Source organism: Acinetobacter sp. CIP 64.7, assembly GCF_000369745.1.
Classification (GTDB): Bacteria; Pseudomonadota; Gammaproteobacteria; order Pseudomonadales; family Moraxellaceae; genus Acinetobacter; species Acinetobacter fasciculus.
In genome coordinates, this window is the sequence record NZ_KB850179.1 from 210,905 (window position 1) to 223,524 (window position 12,620).

General features: G+C 44.0%; 7 protein-coding genes, 2 tRNA genes and 3 rRNA genes. 9 read left to right on the forward strand and 3 right to left on the reverse strand.

Annotated elements, in window-relative coordinates; translation table 11 throughout:
• The first annotated feature begins 109 nt into the window (after positions 1 to 109).
• From ftsY to rrf, 9 genes are all read left to right on the forward strand, one after another.
• Complete coding sequence (ftsY, locus tag F890_RS07425) at positions 110 to 1,213, forward strand: signal recognition particle-docking protein FtsY (RefSeq protein WP_005266247.1); 1,104 nt, start codon at positions 110 to 112, stop codon at positions 1,211 to 1,213.
• 177 nt (positions 1,214 to 1,390) lie between these two features.
• Positions 1,391 to 2,080: a nitroreductase family protein gene (locus F890_RS07430; RefSeq protein ID WP_005266248.1), complete on the forward strand. Its 690-nt coding sequence runs from the start codon at positions 1,391 to 1,393 to the stop codon at positions 2,078 to 2,080.
• Between the two features lie 196 nt (positions 2,081 to 2,276).
• A complete protein-coding gene (locus F890_RS07435; protein WP_004731228.1) occupies positions 2,277 to 2,870 on the forward strand; it encodes a nitroreductase family protein in 594 nt (197 codons plus the stop codon).
• Between the two features lie 200 nt (positions 2,871 to 3,070).
• Positions 3,071 to 3,685: a DUF2057 family protein gene (locus F890_RS07440; protein WP_005266249.1), complete on the forward strand. Its 615-nt coding sequence runs from the start codon at positions 3,071 to 3,073 to the stop codon at positions 3,683 to 3,685.
• Positions 3,686 to 4,156: 471 nt separating this feature from the next.
• Positions 4,157 to 5,694: ribosomal RNA gene (locus F890_RS07445) — 16S ribosomal RNA — on the forward strand.
• 60 nt (positions 5,695 to 5,754) lie between these two features.
• Positions 5,755 to 5,831, forward strand: a tRNA-Ile gene (locus F890_RS07450).
• Positions 5,832 to 5,879: 48 nt separating this feature from the next.
• Positions 5,880 to 5,955: transfer RNA gene (locus F890_RS07455), tRNA-Ala, on the forward strand.
• Between the two features lie 478 nt (positions 5,956 to 6,433).
• Positions 6,434 to 9,328 (forward strand): 23S ribosomal RNA (locus F890_RS07460).
• Positions 9,329 to 9,519: 191 nt separating this feature from the next.
• Positions 9,520 to 9,634: ribosomal RNA gene (gene rrf, locus F890_RS07465) — 5S ribosomal RNA — on the forward strand.
• Together the 16S, 23S and 5S rRNA genes with 2 tRNA genes alongside form the textbook arrangement of a ribosomal RNA operon.
• 454 nt (positions 9,635 to 10,088) lie before the next feature.
• On the opposite strand, the gene F890_RS07470 is transcribed toward rrf, so the two are convergent.
• The 3 genes from F890_RS07470 to F890_RS07480 form a co-directional block, all read right to left on the reverse strand.
• The gene (locus tag F890_RS07470) at positions 10,089 to 10,670 is read right to left on the reverse strand and encodes a lytic transglycosylase domain-containing protein (protein WP_005266250.1); all 582 of its coding nucleotides are present in this window, start codon (positions 10,668 to 10,670) and stop codon (positions 10,089 to 10,091) included.
• A gap of 124 nt (positions 10,671 to 10,794) precedes the next feature.
• Complete coding sequence (locus F890_RS07475; protein ID WP_005266251.1) at positions 10,795 to 11,286, reverse strand: GNAT family N-acetyltransferase; 492 nt, start codon at positions 11,284 to 11,286, stop codon at positions 10,795 to 10,797.
• 113 nt (positions 11,287 to 11,399) lie between these two features.
• Positions 11,400 to 12,599, reverse strand: coding sequence for an acyl-CoA dehydrogenase family protein (locus F890_RS07480; protein ID WP_005266252.1), 1,200 nt, complete (start codon positions 12,597 to 12,599; stop codon positions 11,400 to 11,402).
• Between the last annotated feature and the right edge of the window lie 21 nt (positions 12,600 to 12,620).

The following is a 12,620-nucleotide window of genomic DNA, read 5'->3' on the forward strand; positions in this document are numbered from 1 at the left end:
GAGCTGTAGCTTTTTGGTATGTTTGTCCAGCATTTGCATTGCTAGCTGCAAAGCTGGCAAGTTATGGTAGAATCTGGGTTTTTAACGCAATGCTTTTCAAGGATTCGGCATGCAACAGCAATCTAATGGGCAAAACAAATTTTTGATTGATGCTGATATCGGAGATGATGATGTCACATTACCGAGCTTACCTGCGGTTAATGTGCCTATCGTAGAAACGCCAAGCGAAACCGTTGTGGTTTCTGCACCTATCGAAACAGAAACTGAAAATGAAGATTCTGCGGCGAAAGGTGGCTTCTTTAGCCGTATGAAAGTGGGTTTAACCAAAACCCGTAAAAACCTTGCCGATGGGATGGTAAATATCCTGATCGGCGGTAAAGAAATTGATGATGAATTATTAGAAGAAGTTGAAGAACAGCTTCTGGTAGCAGATATTGGCGTGGAAGCAACCAAGACCATTATCGCTAACCTGACTGAACGTACAGCACGTGGTGATTTGATCTACTCGCATTCACTGTATAAAGCGCTTCAGGAAGAGCTGGTGGCTTTATTGGCACCACGGGTAAAACCGCTACACATTGATCCGAATAAATCGCCTTATGTGATTCTGGTGGTTGGTGTAAATGGTGTTGGGAAAACTACTACTATTGGCAAGTTGGCAAAACGTCTGCAAGGTGAAGGCAAGACCGTCATGCTGGCAGCAGGCGATACTTTCCGTGCGGCTGCAACTGAACAGCTACAGATCTGGGGTGAGCGTAATAATATTGCGGTTGTTGCTCAGGGTCATGGTGCTGACTCGGCTTCAGTAATTTTCGATGCTTTTGAAAGTGCGCGTGCCAAAGGTGTAGATGTATTAATTGCAGACACAGCGGGTCGTTTGCATAACAAAGGTCATTTGATGCAGGAATTGACCAAAGTAAAACGTGTGATGCAGAAAATTGATGCCACTGCACCGCATGAAGTCATGTTGGTGGTCGATGCCGGTACTGGCCAGAATGCCATTAATCAGGTCGAGATGTTTGATGAAGCGGTGGGCTTGACGGGTCTAACCATTACCAAACTAGATGGTACTGCCAAAGGTGGGGTACTGTTTAATATCGCCAGTCGTACTCATGTACCGATTCGCTTTATTGGTGTGGGTGAAAAAATTGATGACCTGCGTCCATTCTCTGCCAAATCTTTTGTTGCTGCATTATTTGAAACTGAAAAATAAATAATGTGCAATGCTTCACATAAACTCCGCCAAGTGCGGAGTTTGTTGTTTTTGGCTGGTTTGAGTGTTGTAAAAACCGACAGTAAAACCACCACTAAATCTGCCCATCTTGATAAAGGCCTTATAATTGTAGGGGATTTTCTAAGCTGATTTGGCTTGTTTTTTGTGGGGTAGAAAATGGCATTGCTAAATAAGATTGGTCAGGTATTAACAAGCGATATAACCAAGGATTTTAAATTTTCAAGAAAAAATAAACTGAATGGTGATTTAGAACTGACTTTTGTCGATCAATTGAAAAAGCGCCGTAGTATCGATCAACTCGGTAAGCGGGTACATTATAGTCAGACTTATCTTGGCGAAATCATTCAGGAAGCAGTGCGCAGTTGCCCTTCGGCTTATGATTCTCAAACTACGCGCATTGTGGTGTTATTTGCAGATTCTCATCATCAATTCTGGGAAATTGTGAAACAGGTACAGCGTCAGCATATGCCGGCACATATTTATGAAGGAATTGAAATCAAGTTGAATCAATGTGCTGCTGCCTATGGCATGGTCTTATTTTATGAAGATCAAGCCGTGATTCAACAATTGCAAAAGAAAATGCCATTAAATAGTGAGGATTTTCCAGCATGGTCGGAACAAACTTCCGGTATGGCACAATTTGCCGTATGGACGACGCTGGCAGATTCTGGTTTGGGAGCATCCTTGCAACATTATAATCCACTGATTGATGAAAGGGTCGCAGAGCATTTTCAGATTGAAAAGAACTGGTTATTACGCGCACAACTTTGCTTTGGGTCAATTGAACAAACAGTAGCAGAAAAATTACAAAAACCGGATCAGCATCGTTTCAAAGTATTTAATTAAAAGTTTATAGAGAACTTTATATGTGACAGCATGGAAGCTGCGGATAAAATCAGATACAAATACGCTACCCAGATCTAAATCTGATTGTTCTATAAATAAAACACATTGTTATCGAAATGCACCTGTCTTGGGTGCTTAAAGCACGTAGTATGGCTTTATCGATTTATTAATAATCAAAATATACAGAGGTGGGTTCATGGCATTTTTAGATCAGATTAAACAACGCCGTAGCATTTATTCAATTGGAAAAAATGTAGATCTGGATCAAGCAGAAATTGAGAAAATCATTAAAGATGCGGTGAAGCACAGTCCGTCATCTTTTAACTCGCAAACCTCGCGTGTGGTGATTTTATTTGGTCAATCACATGATACCTTCTGGCATATTGTACGTGAAACTTTACGTGACCTTGTTTCAGCAGATGCATTTGAATCAACCAATAGCAAGATCAATGCTTTTGCAGCAGGTTATGGAACCGCTCTGTTTTATGAAGATCAGAACGTAGTGAAGTCGATGCAGGAGCAGTTTGCACTCTATGCCGATAACTTCCCGGTCTGGTCTGAGCATTCTTCCGCTATTGCACAGTTTGCAACCTGGACCGCTTTGGCAGAAAAAAATATTGGTGCTTCATTACAGCACTATAATCCAATTATTGATGAGGAAGTCGCACAAACTTTCGAGATTCCATCTCACTGGAAACTTCGTGCTCAACTGGTATTTGGGTCAATTGAAGCACCTGCAGGTGAAAAAACCTTTATGGATGATGCAGAGCGCTTTAAGACCTTTGCATAAATAGTTTTAGATTAAAAAGAAGCATGTTGGTGCTTCTTTTTTTATGTCTTAGAATTGTATTTAGATATGATGTGATATGTCTAGCCAAATAAATGCTAAGAACACAGGCTGTATCGCTCCAGCCTTTGTCATAAGATTGTCATTTAGACGCGGCATAGTGCGGCTAATTTTTAATAAACAACCAAAAATGAGTAAAGGATATGGATTTACGTATTGCGGCAACTGCAGCAGTGTTTCTGTTTAGCACACCAGTTTTTTCGGCAGTAACCGTCACAGTACCTGAAGAAATAAAAATTGTTGCCGTAAATGATCAGGAAGTGAATTCAGGTCTATTACGTTCTAATCAGACTTATAGCTTGGATGCAGGTGTAAATGCGATCAGCGTACGTTATAACGAATTTTTCCAGCATTCAGACAATTCACATGACATTTTAAAGTCAGGTGTGGTTACGGTAAAAACACCAAGCCTTAAAGATGGCGAAACTTATCGTTTAGCACTCATTCAGGCGCCTAAAGATTTTGATGCAGCGCAAAAATATAAAGATCAGCCCATTATTGGTCTATATGATGCAAAAAATCAGCTCTTAGTCCAGCAGACGGGCGGTAAAGATGCAGCGAAACCATGGTTTGGAAATCGTGTGTTGACTAAAAAAGTGGATATGACAACTCAAGCTGCGACAGCAGTTAATCAACCGGCAGCTATATATACTCAGTCAGCAGAACAGAATGATCAGCAGCTGATTCAATTATGGCAGAAGGCTTCTAAAGCTGAGCGTCAAAAATTTATGACTTGGCTCGCTGAGCAGGCAAATTAAAATATTTTGATGAAGAATCAAAAAGATCACCATTAAGGTGATCTTTTTTTTATGAGATGAGGGCTAGAAAATTAACATTTGCTTAAAATTTTCATGTGGAATTAGCTAGAAAAGCGCAAAAAAAGTGTTAAAAATAGCCTTTCAGATTAAAAAATAAACGCATGATTGGTTTTTTTGAATTTTTTTAAGAAAAGCCCTTGCGCTCGTTTTGAAACTGTATAGAATACGCAGCACACCAACGCAATGCATGAAACGAAACGTTAAGTAATTGGGTTGGAGCTTAAAACTGACGAGGTTTTAAGAAGATCATTAAGAGATTATGAAGAACAACTTGTGTGGATTTTTACTGGTTGATCGATCGAAATTATTTTCATTGATTGATGGTAGAAATTACTCGAAGTTTATTTGAGAAATATTTGTCAGAAAATTGATGAGCCAAGATTGGTGCCCTTTAAGGCACTACATAGTATTAAACTGAAGAGTTTGATCATGGCTCAGATTGAACGCTGGCGGCAGGCTTAACACATGCAAGTCGAGCGGGGAAAGGTAGCTTGCTACTTAACCTAGCGGCGGACGGGTGAGTAATGCTTAGGAATCTGCCTATTAGTGGGGGACAACATCTCGAAAGGGATGCTAATACCGCATACGTCCTACGGGAGAAAGCAGGGGACCTTCGGGCCTTGCGCTAATAGATGAGCCTAAGTCGGATTAGCTAGTTGGTGGGGTAAAGGCCTACCAAGGCGACGATCTGTAGCGGGTCTGAGAGGATGATCCGCCACACTGGGACTGAGACACGGCCCAGACTCCTACGGGAGGCAGCAGTGGGGAATATTGGACAATGGGGGGAACCCTGATCCAGCCATGCCGCGTGTGTGAAGAAGGCCTTTTGGTTGTAAAGCACTTTAAGCGAGGAGGAGGCTACCGAGATTAATACTCTTGGATAGTGGACGTTACTCGCAGAATAAGCACCGGCTAACTCTGTGCCAGCAGCCGCGGTAATACAGAGGGTGCAAGCGTTAATCGGATTTACTGGGCGTAAAGCGCGCGTAGGTGGCCAATTAAGTCAAATGTGAAATCCCCGAGCTTAACTTGGGAATTGCATTCGATACTGGTTGGCTAGAGTATGGGAGAGGATGGTAGAATTCCAGGTGTAGCGGTGAAATGCGTAGAGATCTGGAGGAATACCGATGGCGAAGGCAGCCATCTGGCCTAATACTGACACTGAGGTGCGAAAGCATGGGGAGCAAACAGGATTAGATACCCTGGTAGTCCATGCCGTAAACGATGTCTACTAGCCGTTGGGGCCTTTGAGGCTTTAGTGGCGCAGCTAACGCGATAAGTAGACCGCCTGGGGAGTACGGTCGCAAGACTAAAACTCAAATGAATTGACGGGGGCCCGCACAAGCGGTGGAGCATGTGGTTTAATTCGATGCAACGCGAAGAACCTTACCTGGTCTTGACATAGTAAGAACTTTCCAGAGATGGATTGGTGCCTTCGGGAACTTACATACAGGTGCTGCATGGCTGTCGTCAGCTCGTGTCGTGAGATGTTGGGTTAAGTCCCGCAACGAGCGCAACCCTTTTCCTTATTTGCCAGCGGGTTAAGCCGGGAACTTTAAGGATACTGCCAGTGACAAACTGGAGGAAGGCGGGGACGACGTCAAGTCATCATGGCCCTTACGACCAGGGCTACACACGTGCTACAATGGTCGGTACAAAGGGTTGCTACCTCGCGAGAGGATGCTAATCTCAAAAAGCCGATCGTAGTCCGGATTGGAGTCTGCAACTCGACTCCATGAAGTCGGAATCGCTAGTAATCGCGGATCAGAATGCCGCGGTGAATACGTTCCCGGGCCTTGTACACACCGCCCGTCACACCATGGGAGTTTGTTGCACCAGAAGTAGGTAGTCTAACCGCAAGGAGGACGCTTACCACGGTGTGGCAGATGACTGGGGTGAAGTCGTAACAAGGTAGCCGTAGGGGAACCTGCGGCTGGATCACCTCCTTAACGAAAGATTGACGATTGGTAAGAATCCACAACAAGTTGTTCTTCATACGATGTATCTGAGGGTCTGTAGCTCAGTTGGTTAGAGCACACGCTTGATAAGCGTGGGGTCACAAGTTCAAGTCTTGTCAGACCCACCACTACTGACGAAGTACGGAAAATCAGAAACATTGACTTATTGATAAGCTGGGGACTTAGCTTAGTTGGTAGAGCGCCTGCTTTGCACGCAGGAGGTCAGGAGTTCGACTCTCCTAGTCTCCACCAAATTTCAAGACAAGAAAAGCATGCTTTTCCTTGAAATTTAAGCAAGAAGCTACGCTTCGCGCAGTATGTAAGCATACAGTGATGAAGTTGTTTAGTTCCTAAGCGATCAAGTGATTAGATCCTAGAGATTAGCAAGTACAAGCGTTATGATACGCGCACTTGATAATCTCTGTGATTTATCACAGTTTCCTGACCTGACGAAGGCTGGAAAAATCATTAACAGAATATATTTGAGTTGAAATAATTTGTTCAAACTCGTTTTTAAGATCAACACTAACAGTGATTTATTACTGTGATGTGAAGATTAAGGAAATGAGTTCTAGCGAAATTAACTGAATCAAGCGTTTTGGTATATGAATCTAATTGAAGCTGTACGGTGCTTAAGTGCACAAACGCCAACTGTATGAGCGTGATGAGAGATCATCACAATCTGTTGCTTATCCTACTTGTAAGGATAAACGACTGTTTGGGGTTGTATAGTCAAGTAATTAAGTGCATGTGGTGGATGCCTTGGCAGTCAGAGGCGAAGAAAGACGTGATAGCCTGCGAAAAGCTCCGGGGAGGCGGCAAATATCCTGTGATCCGGAGATGTCTGAATGGGGAAACCCACTTACCATAAGGTAGGTATTGCAATATGAATACATAGTGTTGCAAGGCGAACGAGGGGAAGTGAAACATCTCAGTACCCTTAGGAAAAGAAATCAATTGAGATTCCCTCAGTAGCGGCGAGCGAAAGGGGAAGAGCCCATTAAGTCATATAAGTTCTAGTGGAACGCTCTGGGAAGTGCGACCGTAGACGGTGATAGTCCTGTACACGAAAGGGCTTATATGATGATGTCGAGTAGGGCGAGGCACGTGAAACCTTGTCTGAATATGGGGGGACCATCCTCCAAGGCTAAATACTCCTGACTGACCGATAGTGAACCAGTACCGTGAGGGAAAGGCGAAAAGAACCCCTGTGAGGGGAGTGAAATAGATCCTGAAACCGCATGCATACAAGCAGTGGGAGCCGGCTTAGTCCGGTGACTGCGTACCTTTTGTATAATGGGTCAGCGACTTATATTCAGTAGCGAGGTTAACCGCATAGGGGAGCCGTAGGGAAACCGAGTCTTAATAGGGCGTTTAGTTGCTGGGTATAGACCCGAAACCAGGTGATCTATCCATGAGCAGGTTGAAGGTTGGGTAACACTAACTGGAGGACCGAACCCACTGTCGTTGAAAAGCCAGGGGATGACTTGTGGATAGGGGTGAAAGGCTAATCAAACTTGGTGATAGCTGGTTCTCCCCGAAAGCTATTTAGGTAGCGCCTCGGACGAATACCATTGGGGGTAGAGCACTGTTTCGGCTAGGGGGTCATCCCGACTTACCAAACCGATGCAAACTCCGAATACCAATGAGTACTATCCGGGAGACAGACTGCGGGTGCTAACGTCCGTAGTCAAGAGGAAAACAATCCAGACCGCCAGCTAAGGCCCCAAAATTATAGTTAAGTGGGAAACGATGTGGGAAGGCATAGACAGCTAGGAGGTTGGCTTAGAAGCAGCCACCCTTTAAAGAAAGCGTAATAGCTCACTAGTCGAGTCGGCCTGCGCGGAAGATGTAACGGGGCTAAAACTATATGCCGAAGCTGCGGATGCATAATTTATTATGCGTGGTAGGGGAGCGTTCTGTAAGCCGATGAAGGTGGATTGAGAAGTCTGCTGGAGGTATCAGAAGTGCGAATGCTGACGTGAGTAACGACAATGCGAGTGAAAAACTCGCTCGCTGAAAGACCAAGGGTTCCAGTCCAACGTTAATCGGGGCTGGGTGAGTCGACCCCTAAGGCGAGGCCGAGAGGCGTAGTCGATGGGAAATTGGTTAATATTCCAATACTTCTGTGTAATGCGATGAGAGGACGGAGAAGGTTAAGTCAGCCTGGCGTTGGTTGTCCAGGTGGAAGGTTGTAGGCATGCATCTTAGGCAAATCCGGGGTGCTCTATGCTGAGAACTGATAGCAAGCTGTACTTGTACAGTGAAGTGGCTGATACCATGCTTCCAGGAAAAGTCTCTAAGCTTCAGTTACACAGGAATCGTACCCGAAACCGACACAGGTGGTCAGGTCGAGTAGACCAAAGCGCTTGAGAGAACTCTGCTGAAGGAACTAGGCAAAATGGTACCGTAACTTCGGGAGAAGGTACGCTGTTGTCGGTGATAGGACTTGCTCCTTGAGCGGGCGACAGCCTCAGAAACCAGGCCCCTGCAACTGTTTATTAAAAACATAGCACTCTGCAAACACGAAAGTGGACGTATAGGGTGTGATGCCTGCCCGGTGCTGGAAGGTTAATTGATGGGGTTAGCGTAAGCGAAGCTCTTGATCGAAGCCCCAGTAAACGGCGGCCGTAACTATAACGGTCCTAAGGTAGCGAAATTCCTTGTCGGGTAAGTTCCGACCTGCACGAATGGCATAATGATGGGGGCGCTGTCTCCAGCAGAGACTCAGTGAAATCGAATTCGCCGTGAAGATGCGGTGTACCCGCGGCTAGACGGAAAGACCCCGTGAACCTTTACTGCAGCTTGACATTGAACTTTGATCTTACTTGTGTAGGATAGGTGGGAGGCTTTGAAGTCGCGACGCTAGTTGCGATGGAGCCGTCCTTGAAATACCACCCTGGTAATATTGAGGTTCTAACTCTGTCCCGTTATCCGGGACGAGGACCATGTCTGGTGGGTAGTTTGACTGGGGCGGTCTCCTCCTAAAGAGTAACGGAGGAGTACGAAGGTGCGCTCAGCGTGGTCGGAAATCACGCGTAGAGTATAAAGGCAAAAGCGCGCTTAACTGCGAGACCCACAAGTCGAGCAGGTACGAAAGTAGGTCTTAGTGATCCGGTGGTTCTGTATGGAAGGGCCATCGCTCAACGGATAAAAGGTACTCTGGGGATAACAGGCTGATACCGCCCAAGAGTTCATATCGACGGCGGTGTTTGGCACCTCGATGTCGGCTCATCTCATCCTGGGGCTGAAGCAGGTCCCAAGGGTATGGCTGTTCGCCATTTAAAGAGGTACGCGAGCTGGGTTTAGAACGTCGTGAGACAGTTCGGTCCCTATCTACCGTGGGCGTTGGAAATTTGAGAGGATCTGCTCCTAGTACGAGAGGACCAGAGTGGACGAACCTCTGGTGTACCGGTTGTCACGCCAGTGGCATCGCCGGGTAGCTATGTTCGGAAGGGATAACCGCTGAAAGCATCTAAGCGGGAAGCCTACCTCAAGATAAGATTTCCCCGAGACTTTATGTCTCCTAAAGAGCCGTTGAAGACTACGACGTTGATAGGTTGGATGTGGAAGCATAGTGATATGTGAAGCTGACCAATACTAATTGCTCGTGAGGCTTGACTATACAACACCCAAACAGTTGTTGTATGAAGCTCGATTGATTCGATATTAAACAAAGTGACTTGATTTAGTTACGCTGAACGAACAAAATACTGCAACTCAGATATACCTGTTAATAACTCATTTGATGAAAGCTAGGCTAGCGAAGTGAAAACAACGCCAATAAGACCCAAGCAAATAGTCATAAACAGTTGTGCTGGCGACCATAGCAAGAGTGAACCACCTGATCCCTTCCCGAACTCAGAAGTGAAACCTCTTTGCGCTGATGGTAGTGTGGGGTTACCCATGTGAGAGTAAGTCATCGCCAGCTCATTATTCCAAAATCCCCCTCCGCATTAGCAGAGGGGGATTTTTTTATGCGTGGGATTTGGTCAAATAACTGTTGTTTATCTAATTTCCATAAGAATTTAATAGGTATTCATCTTTTTATAAGTAGTATTTGGGCTGCTAGAGCTGCCTAAGCTAAGTCCATAGAAGTATTGCTGATTCCTGTTGATCTTATGGGATTTTAAGCCTCGAGTGTTTAATCTAAAAGAGTTCACAGGCTGATCTTATAAATCTTAGCAAATAAAAAACCAGCGAATCGCTGGTTTTTTTATTGCAGACCATTTTAGCCAAACACGCGCATTATAACTGTAATTAATACTTCCCAAATAAGCTTTCATAGCAGCAATTTCAACAAGCACTATCTAATAATTACCATTTATCAGAAGTTTAAATAAAATAGCCTAAGTATGATTAAATTGATTCTCTTTATTCAGTCATTAGAGAGAGTCTTTTAGCATTTTTTTATGCTGTTTTACTTGTTTGGCATAACGTTTACCTTGTTTACGCATTTTACGATTATTTTCATAACCCGATGGACCTACATTATAATAGGCAAGCGCTTTCTGCCAGTCACCGGATGATTGATTATATTTAGAAAGAATATAAGTCCCACATTGAATATTACTGCTTTCATTGTATAAATCACCTGGGCAAGTTTGTTGCCAGTATCTCGGAATCACTTGCATCAAGCCTACTGCACCTGCTGGCGAAGTTGCTTGGCTACGATAAGTAGATTCCTGACGAATCACAGCCGCCACCAGAAGCGGATCTACACCCTGATTTTGTGCATGTTGAACAATTAAAGGTGAAACACGATTAGCTGTACTGGATGGGGTGGAATAAGCAGTTTGAATGCCTTTAGACAGCTTAGCTGCGCGTTTTTCTATCGAGCCTCCGCCCAAGGATGAGCAACCCGCAAAAAGAAAAGTGCTCAATAAAATAGAAGAAAATTTAAAAGAATGAGAATGAAATAGTGAACGTTTAGATTTAATTGGATTGAATAAATAAGAAAAAAACAAACTGTGGATTCCATGCCTGAATAAACGTATTTCGATGTTAGGCAGCCTATATACAAGAGTCAAGCTTGCTGCTGATGAAAGCACTTTATTACTATACAAATTTTATCTATCTACTAAAAAATCTCTAAATTGAAAGGGTTTTTAGCATCCAGATTTCACAGGCATCACTATGTCCGGTATTGCCTTCAGGATAATCAAGATGCTGAAAACCTAATTTTTCATAGAGTTTCACCGCTTGCCAAAGCGCTTTAGTTGTTTCTAGATAGACTGAATTAATCTGATGAGTCTGTGCAAATTCACAGGATAATTCTAAAATTTTCTTGGCAAAACCTTGCTGACGAATTTCAGGTAAAAAGTACATTTTCTGAATTTCTAAAATAGTTGCATCACCTTTTAATGGCGCAATTCCACCACCACCGTAAATTTTATTTTGTTGATCCACAACAACCCAGTAAGCTGATTTCGGTTGCTGATAAACTTGATACAGTTTATCTAGAATAGAATCGCCTACTGCGAAACCAGATTCTGCTGCCAGCCCAAACTCTTGGGAAACACGACGAATAATGCTTGCAATTTGGGCATTATCTTCAGGCTGAATAGGACGAATAGAGTACATATAGAACTGATTTTATTTTGAAAAAACGATGAATTTTTATAACCTTAAATCCTTAAAAAAGCCATCGTTTATTCAATTTAGATAAGTTTAATTCACTATTTGATGAGCAATCACTATTTTAATTCGCTTGATGATTTTCCCAACTCCCGACGGGCAATAATGAGTTGCTGAATTTGCTGGGTGCCTTCAAAGATATCCAAAATCTTGGAATCACGCGCCCATTTTTCCAAAAGTTCAGTTTCGTTATAACCAATGGCTGCTGCCAGTTCGACACATTTTAAGGTGATTTCATTACCGATCCGACCGGCCTTGGCTTTGGCAATAGAGGCTTCACGTGAATTGGGTTTGCGATTATCGGCCATCCAGGCGGCTTTCAGCATCAGCAAGCGTGCTGCTTCCCATTCAGCTTCCATATGATAGATTTGTGCTGCGATATTAGAGCTTTGTAAATACGGTGTGGCATAAGTGGAGTCCAGCTGATCCTTAAAAATCTCCTTGATGCGTTCCAGCGAGGCTTTCGCACAACCAATCGCCATGGCGGCGACCAGCGGGCGAGTATTATCAAAGGTTTCCATCACGCCAGCAAAGCCTTTAGCAACATCGATTTCTGCATGACCGAGCAGGTTTGCTGCAGGTACTCGACAGTTGATAAAGCTAATCGTGGCAGTATCGGATGATTTAATCCCTAATTTATGTTCCAGTCGTTCAACCTTCATTCCTGGAGTACCTTTGGTCACCACAAATGATTTAATGGCTGATCGTCCCAGCTTTTTATCCAGAGTGGCCCAAACGACCACTGCATCAGCACGATCTCCGGATGTTACAAAAATCTTCTCACCATTCAGAATATAGTCATCACCGTCTTTAGTCGCAGTGGTACGAATCGCCGCAGAGTCTGAACCACAGCCTGACTCGGTAATCGCCATGGCTGCCCAAGTCCCGTGAAAACGCTGTAATTGTTCCTTATTGGCAACGGCTGCAATGGCTGAGTTTCCTAATCCTTGACGTGGCATCGAAAGTAATAAACCAGTATCGCCATAACACATTTCAATAATGCTCAGGGCGGTAGACATATTAATGCCATTTTTATTGCTGCTGTCTGCATCGCCACGTTTATTGACTGCTGCACCTGCATTCATGCCTTCACTACCTTGGTTCATGCCATCCACGACTGAAGCGAGCATGTCTAGCTCTATCGGATAAGCGTGTTCAGCCTTGTCATATTTACGTGAAATAGGGCGCAAAACATTGAGGGCAACTTCATGTGCTTGATCAATCAAAAGCTTGAATTTTTTTGGAGTTTGTAGATTCATTATTGTTCTTCTTTATGTTTT